Genomic DNA, 14,119 nt, shown 5'->3' on the forward strand with positions numbered 1-14,119 from the left:
GCTAGTTGTCCACTCTCTCGATAGCGGCGGCAGCAAGAGGCTGGTCTGACACGGTGAGAATGCCGAAACGAGACGAACTACACTTTTGGCATTACGGAGACTGAGAGAACAGTCACAGATCTGGTCGCTTTCCGCAGTGGCCGTCGCTCAAACCCCGCTCAGAAGACAGCTGTTGCTCCCCGCCAGCCTCGCTTCGACCGAAGCGAGGCGGCTCACCCGAGCCCGTGCTCGTAACCTGGTGGCAGTCCTTCCCCGTTCGTCCGATGCTTGGTCTTCCAGTCAAGCTCGTCGTCCAACACACGTTCGATCCCATGGAGAAACGAATCACCGAACGTGAAGCCAACCGGGAGTGCTCGCCCGCCACGCCGTGGCCGGGCGAGCACCGCCCACTGCACCACCAGCCACAACTGCTCTAACAGAAAGCCAACACCCACGTAGAAGAGCCGAATTGTCGTCGATGGCGTTGTTGTCAAGGCCCGTGCCTCACGGAACTTCTCGTAACTCTTCTCAACCTGTGAGCGCTTGTCATAGTCCGTTGCAACTTGCCGCGGCGTGCGGTCTTCGAGACCGTACGCCGCGTATCCCGTCGTTTTCACACCAAACTTCCCACGATCACCGTTCTGGTAAGTGACGTTCACCGCCAGTGGAAACATCTGTTCGTGCTCCTTTCCTTCACAGATCGTCTCTTCACTCATGTACGACGCTGTCGCTGCAAGTTTCTCCCGCAGCGACACCTTCCCGGTCTTGACCGGGAAGCCCGGCGGTGCAACTGCTCGAAGCACGCCGATAACCTCGCCGACGTAGGCTGCGCGATCCATGAGAAGCTGGTCAACGTCGAACGGGTACAACTCGACGCGGGCGAGCGCGTGCTCGCCATCAACTGGCTCAACCGCCAGCGTCAGCGGCTTTCCCTGCGCGATCACGAACGCCGTACAGTACCGATGACACTGCGTTGTCCCGTCCCGAGCAGCCATCCGGCGGATCTCGTCGTCGCTCTCCGGTGTCCCGTGGAACGGGTTGTCCATGAAGTCGATACAGACGGTTCTCGACCAATCGCGGTCGAGAACCGACATCGCCAGCAACGCGAGAATGTCATTGACAGCGTCCAGCATCGGCTCTTTTTGGAGCGTATGGAGCCAATCCATGATGGGTTCTCTGTTGGGCGTCTTCTCTGTGTTGATCGTGACGCCGTTGACCGAGGTTGTCCCAACAGCTGCACGGAGAACGACCTCCATGATCTCGCCGGAATCGAGGGGCGAGCCCTCGATTCCTGGCATCGGAACCAGCTCAAGCACCTCCTGAGCAAGAGATTTCAACTGGGCGTTCGAAATGAACTCGTCCGGATCTGTGAGAACTTCCTTGAGCAAAGGGACGTTCATCACGAGTGTATCCGGACAGCGGATGAATCAGATTACCATCCGTCTTTAGCTAAGAGACAAACCGCGTGACAGCAGCGGCTTATCGAGGCTTCTTTTCGAGAGGAATGAGGAGGCGATAGCTGTGTCCAACAGAGCCTCCTCATCGAGAATCATGCGTCGGCTCACTACACTGTTTCCCTCCGAGTTCCTCGAAGAGCACGCCGAGGAACTCGGCGTGGTCGAGCGAGAGGGCAAGCTTCAGATTCCTGTCTTCGTGTGGGCGCTCGTGTTCGGCTTCGCCGCAGGCGAGAGCCGAACACTCGCTGGGTTTAGACGCTGCTACAACGCCACAGCTGACGAACCAATCTCTTCTGGCGGCTTCTATCACCGGTTGACACCGACGCTGGCAGAGTATCTCCGCGACCTCGTCGAGGCCGCGTTCGACGAGGTCGCTGTTCCAGACGCTGTTAACGCTGATATCGACCGATTCAGGGACGTGATGATCGCTGATGGAACAGTGTTGCGGTTGCACGAGTTCCTCTCTGATGAGTTCCAAGCCCGTCACGAGGAGCAGGCTGGAGCGAAGCTCCACCTGCTCCACAACGCCACCGACCAGACAATTGAACGGATCGACGTAACGGACGAGAAAACGCACGACAGCACGCTGTTCAAGACGGGATCGTGGCTACAAGGACGGCTAGTTCTGTTCGATCGAGCGTACTTCAAGTACCGCCGTTTCGCGTTGATCGACGAGAACGACGGCTACTTCGTGAGTCGGCTGAAGCAGAACGCGAATCCGGTGATAACGACGGAATTACGGGAATGGCGCGGCCGCGCCATTCCCTTGGAGGGCAAGCAGATCCACGACGTGGTCGATGATCTCTCGCGGAAGTATATCGACGTAAAAGTCGAGGCAGAGTTCAAACGCGGGCCGTACAACGGCACACGGTCGCTGGACACGAAGCGGTTTCGCGTCGTCGGCGTCCGCAACGAGGACGCCGACGACTACCATCTCTATATCACGAATCTGCCGCGAGAGGAGTTTCTCCCGGCGGATCTAGCGACGCTGTACCGGTGTCGATGGGAAGTAGAAACGCTGTTCCGTGAGTTGAAGACGCAGTATGAACTGGACGAGTTCGATACGAGCAACCCAGATGTCGTGAAGATTCTACTGTACGCGGCGTTGCTGTCACTGCTGGTGAGTCGTGAGTTGTTGGATCTGGTCACCGAGCAGGCCGACGACGAGCTCGTGTTTCCGCCGGAACGCTGGGCGGCGACCTTCCGGTCGCACGCCCAGCTCATCCTCCACGAACTCGGTGAGTACCTCGGCTACTCGCCACCGCCGTTGCTGGAGCGGCTGATTGAGGATGCTCAGAAGATCCACCAACAACGACCGATCTTACAAGAGACGCTCGCTACCGCTACACAACCGAGGTGTGAGTCTTAGCTAAAGACGAATGATCAGATTACTGATTCATCCGCTTCACTCCTACAACGTGTCAGCTACTGGGCTGTTGAATCAGAGTGGACAACTAGCGACATTATGGACGTTACACATCGCTGTCGAGGGCACTGTCTAGTTCTGAATCTCGTCAGCTGGCGTTTGGCCGTCGAGTGCCTGGTTCGGTCGTTCGTGGTTGTAGTGGTGTCTGAAGCGTCGTAGCCACTGTTCCGCGCTGGATTGACTGCCCCGCCAGAAAGAATGAAAGCGGTCGATTCGCATGGTCACAGTCTGGAACCACTTTTCGATGTGGTTCCGGATTCGGTAGTCGAGCCGACCGCTCAAATCGTGACGTGAGAGGGCAGTCAGATAGCCGCCAGCATCGACGAGAAACACTGAATCGGCGACATCGTGTTTCTGAGTGAGCCGATGCAGGAATGCCGCCGCGGGGTCAGTTCCGCGGCGGCTGAACACGTCGATTTCGAGCAGTAATTTTGACTCTGTGTCGATAGCGGCGTAGAGCCACTTTTTCTCGCCGTCAACCTTGATCTGTTTCTCCTCGACCGCGACCCGCGACGGCGATGCCGTCGGCGGGTTGCTCTGGGCTTCAGACAGCGTATGAACCCAGTTCCAGACCGCACCGTGAGAACGATCGACACCCAGCAGGTCTAAGATCGCCCCCGTCTCCCTGATCGACAGCCCCGCCGTGTGGAGACGCACCCCAAATCGCCGGACGGGTGTCGGAGTGCGCTCGTGGCGGTGTTTACCTATGGAAATTCTGCTACCTGAATAAACCACCGTTGACGACATAATATTTTGCACCGCTGCGCTGATTGGACCCGAAATCTAGGAAATGGCCAGACGACAGGCTGATGCTGTTCTCGATCAGTAGCAGGCGAGAGACATCGTCTGCGGTAGCTGTGGCTGATGCGTCCTGCGACCTGGCCACTGACCGCCGCCGGTCCGGCGGCGGTCAGGCACTCACACCTGGCGGGTTATACACCTCCTCTCGGTCGAGCATGTGGAAGATAGACACCAGCAACTTACGAGCAGTTGCGACGATCGCTTTCTGCGATCCCTTCTTTCCCGCTAATCGATCGTAGAACTGTTTCAGGTACTCGTCTTTACACGTGTGGACGGCTGTACGCGCACACTGGACGAGGATCCACCGTAACTGCCGAGATCCACGTTTCGAAATGCTACCTTCGATCCGCGAGTCGCCCGACTCGCGGATCACCGGGTTCAATCCAGCGTAACTCACGACCTCTTTGTCCCGATCAAACCGCTCTATCTCGCCGACTTCAGCGTAGATCATCAGCGCTGAATAGTAGCTCACACCTGGAATCGTCATCAGCAGCTGGGTCTCCTCCAGAGACCCAGCAAGCTCTTCGATCGTCGCTTCGAGTCGTTCAATTTCTTCGGTAAGCGTCTCGATCATCGCAAGATACGACGCTAACAACTCGTCCCAGGGAGTCGGGAGCGAGAGGTCCCGTAGGGACTCTCGCCCCGACACACTCAGCGGCTTGATGTCTCGCGTGATTCCATGATCAGACAACAGTCCATGGATCTTGTTGGCGTAGTCGGTCCGATTCTCGACCAGTTTCTGCCGCCCGCGCACGAGTGCGCGGGCTTCCCTGATCTCGTTGGTCGGAACGTAACTCTCCGGGACTGAATCTAACCGACCCATCCGCGCCAGCTCTTTTGCATCGACGCGACCAGTCTTCTTGTCCGCGTTTGCGATTAGCGTGAGTTTGCCTGGATGGGCAACAGTCACATCCAAATGTTCCGACAGCGTATCGTGGATGTGGTAGTAATTGGTGGTCGCTTCGATGACGGCCTCGGCACCAGCATACCGCTTGGCGAGGTCGTCGAGGTTCGCGTTCTGGACGCGAACCTCTTCGACGATCTCACCGGCTTCGTCCATCACTGCCACCTGTGCGTGCCGCTTGTGAATATCAATTCCAAGGTACATTGATCTCACTCCGGGACGTCAGTGCGTGAAACAGAGATTCACCTATGCGGGCTTTCCCGGATGCCGCGCCCCGCGGCATCCGGGCTGTAGCGCCCAAGCCTCGGCTTCTTACGCACTTGGACCAGTCAGTTAAACGTGCTCGACGGCACGAAACACGGATCGGTCTCTTGCGTCCCATATCTTGTTCCACGCTCTCATGGGATAGCAGAATTTCCATCGAGTCAGTTAAGCGTCAAAAGTGAGGCGGGAGAATTTCTTGCTGGTTCATGGCAGAAATCGCCCGCCTCACTGGTCATAGAGAGTGGATTAATTTGGATTTTGTGGAGCGCGAGCGGACACCCGAGCCAGCGATGGCGCTGGGTATTCAATCGCACGTTGCGGGCCTTTCACTGTCGAATACCGTTGAATTACTCGACTGCTTGGGTGTCCAACGGTCGAGAAAAGCGATCCACGATTGGGTCCAGAAGGCCGATCTACAGCCAGAATCTGGGAAAGAACCGAATCAGATCGCGCTCGACGAAACAGTGATTCGGATCAACGACCAGCAATATTGGCTGTACGCCGCCGCTAACCCAGAAACGAATCAACTGCTTCACGTCCGGTTGTTTGCGACGACAACCACTGCTCTCACCGAAATCTTTCTCAACGAACTGCGGCAAAAACACGAGGTCGAAAACGCTGAATTTCTCGTCGATGGTGCTCAACATCTCCAAACTGCCCTGCAACGAGCTGGCCTCCGATTTCAGATGTGTCGCCACGGAAATCGGAACGCTGTCGAGCGGATTTTTCGAGAGCTAAAACGACGAACCTCGTCGTTTTCGAACTGCTTCAGCCACGTCGAACCGAACACAGCCGAAACCTGGCTCCAGAGTTTCGCTCGCTGGCACAATGCTCCAAACTAAACACTACCACGGGAGCCGCGTAAAGCATTTCCGTAAGGAGATGCGCACCACGCTGAAACGCCTGCAAGAGCGAGACGCCTCCAAGTGGCGGATAGACGAACGATTCAACCACTACCAGAATGCCCCACTGATATTGTCGAGAAGGCATCTCGACAGGCTGTCGAGTACGCCCGTGAATTCGAGGCCCCCGTAATCGTGATGGAGGACCTGTCGTACATCCGCGAGTCGCTGGACTGCGGAAAATTCATGAACCGACGGCTCCACGCATGGGCTTTCGCTCGATTGCAGGACCGTATCGAGGACAAAGCCAGCGATGTGGGAATCCCAACGATGTACGTCAATGCGGCGTACACGTCGCAGACGTGCCACGAATGCGGTCACATCGGCTATCGAGACATTGGCGGAGAGTTCCTCTGTACGCACGATGTGTGTCACGTCACGACGTTCGAGGGCGACATAAACGGCGCGATAAATATCGCACAGTGGGCAGACCCGAGGGGAGAGAGCGTGCCGCTGAAACCGGCAGGCAACGACTCGTCTCGGGATGGGAGTGCCTGTGACAGCACCACGACCCACAGTGAGCAGAGCCAATTAGAGCAAATGACGCTCAGTGAGTTCGGGTCGAAACCCACTGCTAGCGACTAGCTGGTATTCCCACGCAGGGAAGCCGCGCCGTCGCCGGGCGAAGCCCGGTTGCCTGAGGGATCTCCGATCTCTCTCCATTCACGGCGCGGAGGATGTCGCTTTGCAGCCATCGAACCCACATCTCGGGTTGTCGCTGAGTTTGGCCTCTTTTTTTATCGCCATCGCCCTGTGGGTTTTCGATGGTGCACCGGGTATAAACCTCCTTTTGCGGGGACTGAAACGATGTTTTGGTACGTTAACCATTTCTCGCTCTTGATTCCGAGAAATATACACATCAAAATCAAATTTTTCACTCTCGGCAGTTCCGTAGAACCTTCCTGCGCCGCGTATATCCATTTCAGATAGAAAGAAGGGTTTTCTCATTAAATCCACAACTATCCAGATACTATCGACAAAGATAGCACCCTCATTTGAAACTAACATCCATTTTTGAAATCCATTTGATAACAATAACCTCAGTATTGAGCTGATCGGCTGCGAAAGTGGAACATTATTATATCTGTTCCAGTCTTCCCTCTCTAAGATTCTACCGAGAGTTCGCGTTCGCCGATTTCGTATTCTACGCTCCAGTGGAGATAATAGGACACGATCCCGAAGAGTCCAAACACTACGGCTATCACAATAGGAATACTTCCCACACTACTAAGAAGGATAGCCATCGCCACAAGTCCTCCGAAGGCAAAGACAAACACCAACAGAGAACTGACCGATGTAGTCCCTTCGAGCAAGTCAGCCAGCAGAAGTACCGAGACACCAGCTACTCCGACAGCGATCTGTAGCAGTCCAGGATTTACCGGGATGAGAACGACCAGTCCGAGGTACCCAACCACGACCACGGCGACAGTCGGTAGTAAGAACAATCCGACAGCCATGACAGTCCACACTCCCACGCCGACAAGCTCCCCAAGCCACCAGGATGCTGCAAGCGTCACACCAAGTGCAAGCCAGCGTCCCCAACTCGGTTCCGTTGACCAGCGAAGAACACCAGCTGAGAACGAATTGTTGCCCGACTGCGCGTGCTGGCTATCGGCTTGCATGCGAGTTCGGTCGGATTCTTTGCTCATTGAGCGGCACTCCGCTGTTGTTTCCCAGCCGATAAGATAGCCGCTAACTGATCGCTCGGCCCGACCTCGTATGCACTGACGCCCGAGAGCGATGCCAGGCTCCGCCGAAAGTCTTCGAACTCCGTATAGCGACGATAGGCGTCGTCCAGATTGCCCACTGATGTTTTCTCGAACAGAACACTCGGCGTCACAAAGACGACCACCTGACCGCCCCCACGATGAGCGGCTTTGACGGCTTCACGGAGTTCTGTTCGATTGGAGTCGTCCGTGATAATGATGGTCCGGACCGTTCCCTCAAGTCTGCCTGTGATCGTTTCGACACTGGCAAACAACGGTTGGTCGGCAATTCGCTGTACGTAGGTATCCGAGGAGGCAAAGAACGGGTGCAGTGCTGTCTCGAAGGCACTCTCGCCATCCAGTTGGCCCGCTGTTCGCCGAGCTCGCGCGGGATCAATCGTTCCCTCAGTGTAGTCGGTACCAAGACCATCGAGGGGCGTCAGCGAACGAACACTCTCAGTTATCGCTCGATAGTGCTCTTCCTCAGCACCTCGCCCAACCGCATGGAGCAATCCGTCATCGGTGACGCTGTACCAACTCAGTGGGTCTCCGAGCTCACGTGCGCTATCGACAAGCCCCAGGGAAACCTGTCGTGCGAAGTCCAGTTTCGTCTCACCGTCCGGCCCCGTTCCCATACTGCTCCGGTGATCGAAAATGAGCGCTGTTTCGAGATCAGTTTCGGCTTCGAATTCTCGCACGTGGAGGTTAGCCAGCCGTGCTGTCGCCTTCCAGTCGATTTGCTGGATCGTATCCCCCGGGACATACTGACGAACTTCTGCTGGCGTCACCCCCCCGCCAGTACGACCGGCCTCGTGTTCACCGAATCCTGTCGCGATTCGCTCTCCCCCTTCGCCAACATGAATATCGCGCGGTGCGCGTGATTCAACGGTGATCCTGAGGTGGGATTCGATGGTCGTCGTCTGGCGGAACAGACCCAGTGTGTCGGTAACCGTCACCTTTGGAGGGTCGAACTTGAACTGCCCAGCGACCGGCCACGCCACCTCGAATGAAGACTCTCGAGATTCGTCGTCGGGACCGAGGGTGCAGGAAGCACCGGTCGTGTTGCTGGCAAGCGGCGGCTGGAGAATAACCTGAACTGACACTCCTGACTGCGATCCAGATTCGACCCTGAGCGTTCCTGGTGTCGTCTCACCGGCAGTCACTCGTGTCCGATCAAGTTGCTCGTCAACAGTCAGACTATCGACGACCGCAGTCGTCGATCGAACATACCGATACTGTCGAGCGAGGAGCCACCCGAGCAGGCTCGCTGCCCCGACGAGCAGTACCGTCCGGTTGAGGACGACCGCCCACAGACACAGCACTGCAGCCAGCCCGAGTGTCACCCAGTATCGGCGCGTTACCTTCATTTATTCTTAAGACGCACGAGTGGCAGTTAAATCGGTTGGACTTACGAGGCTGTGTAGCTACCATGAATACTTTGCAGGAAATCGATTGGCCGTCACCGCGGCTTTTTTACTTGGCAACAGCTACAGATGGTGTATGCCTAACCGACGGAAACCGTGGGTGTTCTTCGTCGACATAGCCAGTCGGATTCCCGTCGATCTTACTGCCGTTCTCATTCTTGTTGTCGTGACGAATGCGGCTGTCTTCCTCCCGATCGTTCGTGAGACGCCGCTCCGCATCATCGTCGGATTACCGTTCGTGCTGATTGTTCCCGGCTATGCGCTGATTGCAGCCCTGTTTCCGGAGCAGGGACGCTCGCCAGAACAGTTGGATGACGAAGAAGAAACCAGCGAGACGACTGACCAGTCCCGAGGTATCGACGGTATCGAACGGGTTGCGCTATCCTTCGGACTGAGTATTGCCATAACCCCGTTTATAGGGCTGGTCCTGAATTTCACGCCGTGGGGCATCCGTCTGGTACCGATTATGGTTGCTGTGAGTGGCGTGACGATTGTTCTGACTGCTGTCACTATGTCCCGTCGTCGAGAGCTTCCGCCCGAAGAGCAATATCGGGTCCCATATCGAGAGTGGCTCGAGGCTGGCAAAAATGAACTTCTCGAACCAGACTCACAGGCTGACGCGGCTCTGAAAGTTGGACTCGTATTGAGTGTGAGTGTGTTACTGGCGGTTGGAAGCGTCGGCTTTGCAGTTGACGTGTCACAACAGGGAGAGTCCTTTTCGGAGTTTTACTTGCTTACGGAAAACGAAACCGGCGCATTGGTCGCAGATGGATATCCGACCGAACTGCAGCGTGGTGAGAGCCACCAGTTGACCGTTGGGGTCGGAAACCAGCAGCACGAACGGGTGAACTACATAGTGCTCGTGGAACTCCAGCGAATAGAGGTTGTCGACAACGATACGCGTATCCGAGAGTCTGAGGAGTTACACCAGTTCCGGCCGTCCCTTATTCACAACGAGACGTGGCACCGCCAGCACAAAGTCACCCCACAACTGACCGGATCGAATCTACGACTGCAGTATCTCCTCTACCGCGGGAACCCACCGACACCCCTGAACCGATCGGCAGCATATCGAGAACTGCACCTGTGGGTAAACGTGACTGCCTGAAATATGATAGCCAACAAATTCGAGTGTTGTATCGAAGCGGGATGACGAAACCACTATTGCATAACTTGGTGTACATTGGTTAATGGCTCAGTCTGGAGACGTCGCCGACGCCAACACATCCACCATCGTCAGTGGGACGAACCTTGTTCGGGAGTATACACGGACGAGCGGTGGCTTCTTTGGGAATTCGGACGGGCCAACATTGCGTGCCGTCGACGAGATTTCGATCGCTATCGACAACAACGAGGTCGTCGGCATTGCCGGCCCCAGTGGGAGTGGGAAATCGACGCTGCTGCATTTACTCGCCGGTTTAGATGTCCCGACCAGCGGGACCCTGATAATCGACGGCATTGATATCGCGAGCATCTCGACACGCCAACGGGGCCGGCTCCGACTGGAGACGGTCGGTATCGTCTTCCAGCGATTTCACCTACTGGACTCGCTGTCGGCCCGCGCGAACGTCGCCGTCCCCCTGCTTGAAGCTGGTCACGGGAAAAGTAACCGTCGAGAGCGTGCCGAACAGTTGCTTGAAGCGGTGGGGCTTGAAGAGCGCGTGACCCACAAGCCCGGCCAACTCTCCGGCGGGGAACAACAGCGTGTCGCTATCGCCCGGGCACTCGCTACTGACCCCGCGCTCGTAGTCGCCGACGAGCCAACGGGCGAACTGGACTCTGAATCTGGCGAGCAAGTGCTTGACTTACTTGTCACTGCGGCCGACGACCGAGCTGTGATACTCGCCTCGCACGACCAGCAAGCGCTGGATGTCTGTGACCGCGTGGTCTACCTGCGCGACGGACAGGTCGTCGGGAGGCAGTGATGTTCGGTCGGATGCGAGCGCTGATGGGACTGGCTGGTGCTCGCGTCGCGGGACGGCTCCGTATCGCACCCCAACGCGTGTTGCTGAGTGTATTTGGAGTAGCCCTGGCCATCGGCCTGATGGTCGCAGTGTCGGGCGTCTCTCTGGGGCTCGCTTCCGAGTCGGTCATCGAGAGCGAAGGTGTCGACTACTGGATCGTCCCCGAGCAATCGAACGTCGAGTCCATCGCGGTGTCAGCGGGCGGATTACAGTTGGGCGACGTCCATGCGACCAGTGCGGAGATCGCCCGCGACGACCGGGTCAGCTATGCGACGCCCGTGCTGTTGGAGCTGGTGCCGGTACGGGATACGAATACAGGGGAGCGGACCTATGTCCTCACAGCCGGCGTGGTTCCCCAGCCAGACACTTCGGTGCTCGGGCTGCCTGGCTCCCAGCTCGAACCTGGCGACCCCTACTACAACAACGGCAGCTACGACGGCCGCTTTACTGGGGAGGTCGTGCTGAATGACGCCGCGGCCGAGGTGACGAATAGCTCCGCGGGCGATTCGCTGGGCCATGTGCGGGAGTCGAACCGGAAGCTCTCGGTCACGAATGTTTCCGCTGGAAGCGGCCAGACGACCGGCGGGACCGTCCCGGTGATGCTGATGCATCTCTCCGAACTACAATATCTGACCGGCGCAGCGGAGAGCGACTCCGCCGATCAACTACTGGTCAGTACGAATGACCGCGGCGTTCGGGAGTCGTTAGACGGTCGCTATCCGTGCACAACGGTCGTAACAAGATCTGGCCTCTCCGCACAGCAAGTCTCGTCGTCGAATTTGCCGCTGGCCGTGGCAGTCTCCGCGTTCATCTCAGCTGTAGTAGTGGGCGTGTTGTTCGTCACGACGCTCATGGGTCTAGAGGTAAGTGCCGACCGGCAGCAGTTTGGGGCGCTGGCCGCGATGGGCTATTCGAACCAGTCGTTATCGACCCTTGTTGCTGCCGAAACGGTCATCATTTCGCTTGTCGGCGGTGTCGTAGGGATTGGTGTCGGGCTCATTGGTGTCCTCGGTGCCAACGGGATCGGTGCACGACTGTTCGGACTCGAAAGTGTCGCAGTCTTCCAGCCAGTCTTAGCCGGGTACGCCATCGCTGTGGCGCTCCTCATCGGGGTTGTCGGGGCGATATACCCCGTCTGGCTGAGTCGGCGTAGCGACGTCTTGGAGGTGCTCTCGTAGATGACACGCCTACCCGAACTGGTTGGCATCGCCGTTTCTCAACTCCGCTACGACCGACTTCGTACGGTGCTTGCAGTCTTGGGCGTGGCGATGGCCGTCCTCGCGACGGTGCTGCTCGTCAGCGTTGGGAGCGGCGTAATCGAGACCGGCCAGCAGAAATTCGACCAGTCTGGACGTGACCTCTGGGTCACTGGGGGTGCTGTTGAGTTGCGGCCCGGAAGTGCAGGTGGGTTCCAGAACACGTTGGTTAACGCACATTCTGTTTCGGAGAACATCTCTGCCCGTGACGAAGTCTTTACGGCAATACCAATGGCCTTCCAAATCGTCTATGTCGGGAGCAATACCTCCGAGTTCGAGACAATCGTCGGTGTGGGCGCGCCAGCATACGGCCCTTCCGTGTCGATTACCGAGGGTCGGCCATTCCAGACCACAGAAGACGTCCACTACGCGAACGGCAGCTACGATGGTCCGATGACAAATGAGGTTATCCTCAACCAGCGTACAGCCGAATTACTCGACGTCAAGGTCAATGATACAATTTACCTCGGAGGAACGCTCCAGGCAGCCAGCGAAAACGAGTTCGTTGTCCGGGGGATCTCGCCGACGTTCTCGCGGTTCGTCGGGGCACCGACCGCTACCGTACATCTAAGCGAACTTCAGGAAGTAACCGGCACGACTGCCAGCGATCGGGCCACATTCATCTCTGTACGCCTCACTGATGGCACGAACGCAGAGACAGTAAAACACGAGTTACAGAGAGAGTATCCGGCCTACACGGTTCGCACGAACCAAGAACAGCTGCAGGCGACACTCCAAGAGCAGGTAACGGTGATTGCGAGTGGATTCAGTTTGGCCTTATTAGCAGTCGTTGCTGGAATTCTGTTGACGATGAACCTCCAGCTCTCCTTTGTTTACCAGCAACGAGATCGATTCGCCGCTCTGCAGGCACTGGGGATGTCCAGGTCCTCGTTGACCAGCATCGTTGTCGCGAATACGCTACTCATTGGCCTCCTCGGTGGCTTCGTCGGGATCGCCCTTGCTGTTCCCTCTACGTGGCTTATCAACTGGGTCGCGGCCAGTGTCAGTGGTTTCGAGAACGTGGTGTCGCTTTCAAAACCAATTCTGGTTGGAGGCTTCGTCGCCGCCACCATTGTTAGTATCCTGAGTGCTATTGCCGCGAGCATCTATTTACACAGATTGCAGCCGCTTGACGTGCTTCGGTCGTGAACTTATCAGTGTATTTGTCATTTATCTCTCATGACCTATGTGAACATCCGGCACTGTCTAGTTCTGAATCTCGTCAGCTGGCGTTTGGCCGTCGAGTGCCTGGTTCGGTCGTTCGTGGTTGTAGTGGTGTCTGAAGCGTCGTAGCCACTGTTCCGCGCTGGATTGACTGCCCCGCCAGAAAGAATGAAAGCGGTCGATTCGCATGGTCACAGTCTGGAACCACTTTTCGATGTGGTTCCGGATTCGGTAGTCGAGCCGACCGCTCAAATCGTGACGTGAGAGGGCAGTCAGATAGCCGCCAGCATCGACGAGAAACACTGAATCGGCGACATCGTGTTTCTGAGTGAGCCGATGCAGGAATGCCGCCGCGGGGTCAGTTCCGCGGCGGCTGAACACGTCGATTTCGAGCAGTAATTTTGACTCTGTGTCGATAGCGGCGTAGAGCCACTTTTTCTCGCCGTCAACCTTGATCTGTTTCTCCTCGACCGCGACCCGCGACGGCGATGCCGTCGGCGGGTTGCTCTGGGCTTCAGACAGCGTATGAACCCAGTTCCAGACCGCACCGTGAGAACGATCGACACCCAGCAGGTCTAAGATCGCCCCCGTCTCCCTGATCGACAGCCCCGCCGTGTGGAGACGCACCCCAAATCGCCGGACGGGTGTCGGAGTGCGCTCGTTCTCCCAAACGTCTTGACTGTCCTCGTCTAACGTTTTTCTGAGCAGGTCTGCGAGTGTCATGAACACCTCTCGCTACGGCCTGCTCGCTTCTCAATCCCTCAACTAGACAGTGCCGAACATCCCAAGTTATAATAGACTCCACACTATCGTATTTGGTAGCAGGGACTTGCCAAATACTATCAAATAGGTTTGGAACTAACGCAGGACAG

13 protein-coding genes and 1 pseudogene are annotated in these 14,119 nt (G+C 56.9%); 7 read left to right on the top strand and 7 right to left on the bottom strand.

Annotation, left to right across the window (positions count from 1 at the left end; genetic code table 11):
- Positions 1-212: 212 nt before the first annotated feature.
- Positions 213-1,379 carry an ISH3 family transposase gene (locus tag Hhyl2_RS14760; RefSeq protein ID WP_483551532.1) on the bottom strand — a complete coding sequence of 389 codons (1,167 nt, stop codon included), beginning with the start codon at positions 1,377-1,379 and terminating at the stop codon, positions 213-215.
- A gap of 151 nt (positions 1,380-1,530) precedes the next feature.
- On the opposite strand from Hhyl2_RS14760, the gene Hhyl2_RS14765 reads away from it, so the two are divergent.
- Positions 1,531-2,805 (top strand): IS4 family transposase, encoded by a 1,275-nt coding sequence (locus Hhyl2_RS14765; protein ID WP_483551533.1) that lies wholly within the window; start codon positions 1,531-1,533, stop codon positions 2,803-2,805.
- A gap of 129 nt (positions 2,806-2,934) precedes the next feature.
- Here the strand turns inward: Hhyl2_RS14765 and Hhyl2_RS14770 are convergent, their stop codons facing one another.
- Both Hhyl2_RS14770 and Hhyl2_RS14775 read right to left on the bottom strand, forming a co-directional pair.
- On the bottom strand, positions 2,935-3,609 hold the full coding sequence (locus tag Hhyl2_RS14770) for an IS6 family transposase (RefSeq protein WP_483551534.1): 675 nt from the start codon (positions 3,607-3,609) through the stop codon (positions 2,935-2,937).
- 163 nt (positions 3,610-3,772) lie between these two features.
- A complete protein-coding gene (locus Hhyl2_RS14775; RefSeq protein WP_483551535.1) occupies positions 3,773-4,771 on the bottom strand; it encodes an IS110 family RNA-guided transposase in 999 nt (332 codons plus the stop codon).
- A 266-nt stretch (positions 4,772-5,037) separates the two neighbouring features.
- Here Hhyl2_RS14775 and Hhyl2_RS14780 point away from each other — a divergent pair, with 266 nt between their 5' ends.
- The gene (locus Hhyl2_RS14780; protein WP_483551536.1) at positions 5,038-5,673 is read left to right on the top strand and encodes an IS6 family transposase; all 636 of its coding nucleotides are present in this window, start codon (positions 5,038-5,040) and stop codon (positions 5,671-5,673) included.
- A gap of 10 nt (positions 5,674-5,683) precedes the next feature.
- Positions 5,684-6,318: pseudogene (locus Hhyl2_RS14785) on the top strand (RNA-guided endonuclease TnpB family protein); the annotation flags it as partial.
- 78 nt (positions 6,319-6,396) lie between these two features.
- Here Hhyl2_RS14785 and Hhyl2_RS14790 read toward each other — a convergent pair.
- The 3 genes from Hhyl2_RS14790 to Hhyl2_RS14800 all read right to left on the bottom strand — a co-directional run bounded on the left by Hhyl2_RS14790 (position 6,397) and on the right by Hhyl2_RS14800 (position 8,806).
- Complete coding sequence (locus Hhyl2_RS14790; protein ID WP_483551537.1) at positions 6,397-6,741, bottom strand: hypothetical protein; 345 nt, start codon at positions 6,739-6,741, stop codon at positions 6,397-6,399.
- Between the two features lie 95 nt (positions 6,742-6,836).
- Positions 6,837-7,382: a hypothetical protein gene (locus Hhyl2_RS14795; protein ID WP_483551538.1), complete on the bottom strand. Its 546-nt coding sequence runs from the start codon at positions 7,380-7,382 to the stop codon at positions 6,837-6,839.
- On the bottom strand, positions 7,379-8,806 hold the full coding sequence (locus tag Hhyl2_RS14800) for a DUF58 domain-containing protein (RefSeq protein ID WP_483551539.1): 1,428 nt from the start codon (positions 8,804-8,806) through the stop codon (positions 7,379-7,381). The genes Hhyl2_RS14795 and Hhyl2_RS14800 overlap by 4 nt, the downstream gene beginning before the upstream one ends.
- A 133-nt stretch (positions 8,807-8,939) precedes the next feature.
- On the opposite strand from Hhyl2_RS14800, the gene Hhyl2_RS14805 reads away from it, so the two are divergent.
- The 4 genes from Hhyl2_RS14805 to Hhyl2_RS14820 all read left to right on the top strand — a co-directional run bounded on the left by Hhyl2_RS14805 (position 8,940) and on the right by Hhyl2_RS14820 (position 13,232).
- Positions 8,940-9,971: a DUF1616 domain-containing protein gene (locus Hhyl2_RS14805; RefSeq protein WP_483551540.1), complete on the top strand. Its 1,032-nt coding sequence runs from the start codon at positions 8,940-8,942 to the stop codon at positions 9,969-9,971.
- Positions 9,972-10,053: 82 nt separating this feature from the next.
- Positions 10,054-10,788 carry an ABC transporter ATP-binding protein gene (locus tag Hhyl2_RS14810; RefSeq protein WP_483551541.1) on the top strand — a complete coding sequence of 245 codons (735 nt, stop codon included), beginning with the start codon at positions 10,054-10,056 and terminating at the stop codon, positions 10,786-10,788.
- Between the two features lie 119 nt (positions 10,789-10,907).
- Positions 10,908-12,005 (top strand): ABC transporter permease, encoded by a 1,098-nt coding sequence (locus Hhyl2_RS14815; RefSeq protein WP_483551542.1) that lies wholly within the window; start codon positions 10,908-10,910, stop codon positions 12,003-12,005.
- Positions 12,006-13,232: an ABC transporter permease gene (locus tag Hhyl2_RS14820; protein ID WP_483551543.1), complete on the top strand. Its 1,227-nt coding sequence runs from the start codon at positions 12,006-12,008 to the stop codon at positions 13,230-13,232.
- Between the two features lie 57 nt (positions 13,233-13,289).
- Here the strand turns inward: Hhyl2_RS14820 and Hhyl2_RS14825 are convergent, their stop codons facing one another.
- A complete protein-coding gene (locus Hhyl2_RS14825) occupies positions 13,290-13,970 on the bottom strand; it encodes an IS6 family transposase (protein WP_483551544.1) in 681 nt (226 codons plus the stop codon).
- Between the last annotated feature and the right edge of the window lie 149 nt (positions 13,971-14,119).

The organism is Haloarcula sp. H-hyl2, from assembly GCF_056934385.1.

Coding starts and splice junctions, on each gene's coding strand:
- Hhyl2_RS14760 (WP_483551532.1), bottom strand. CDS start 1,379: ATGAACGTCCCTTTGCTCAAGGAAGTTCTCACAGATCCGGACGAGTTC.
- Hhyl2_RS14765 (WP_483551533.1), top strand. CDS start 1,531: ATGCGTCGGCTCACTACACTGTTTCCCTCCGAGTTCCTCGAAGAGCAC.
- Hhyl2_RS14770 (WP_483551534.1), bottom strand. CDS start 3,609: ATGTCGTCAACGGTGGTTTATTCAGGTAGCAGAATTTCCATAGGTAAA.
- Hhyl2_RS14775 (WP_483551535.1), bottom strand. CDS start 4,771: ATGTACCTTGGAATTGATATTCACAAGCGGCACGCACAGGTGGCAGTG.
- Hhyl2_RS14780 (WP_483551536.1), top strand. CDS start 5,038: ATGGCAGAAATCGCCCGCCTCACTGGTCATAGAGAGTGGATTAATTTG.
- Hhyl2_RS14790 (WP_483551537.1), bottom strand. CDS start 6,741: ATGTTAGTTTCAAATGAGGGTGCTATCTTTGTCGATAGTATCTGGATA.
- Hhyl2_RS14795 (WP_483551538.1), bottom strand. CDS start 7,382: ATGAGCAAAGAATCCGACCGAACTCGCATGCAAGCCGATAGCCAGCAC.
- Hhyl2_RS14800 (WP_483551539.1), bottom strand. CDS start 8,806: ATGAAGGTAACGCGCCGATACTGGGTGACACTCGGGCTGGCTGCAGTG.
- Hhyl2_RS14805 (WP_483551540.1), top strand. CDS start 8,940: ATGCCTAACCGACGGAAACCGTGGGTGTTCTTCGTCGACATAGCCAGT.
- Hhyl2_RS14810 (WP_483551541.1), top strand. CDS start 10,054: ATGGCTCAGTCTGGAGACGTCGCCGACGCCAACACATCCACCATCGTC.
- Hhyl2_RS14815 (WP_483551542.1), top strand. CDS start 10,908: ATGGTCGCAGTGTCGGGCGTCTCTCTGGGGCTCGCTTCCGAGTCGGTC.
- Hhyl2_RS14820 (WP_483551543.1), top strand. CDS start 12,006: ATGACACGCCTACCCGAACTGGTTGGCATCGCCGTTTCTCAACTCCGC.
- Hhyl2_RS14825 (WP_483551544.1), bottom strand. CDS start 13,970: ATGACACTCGCAGACCTGCTCAGAAAAACGTTAGACGAGGACAGTCAA.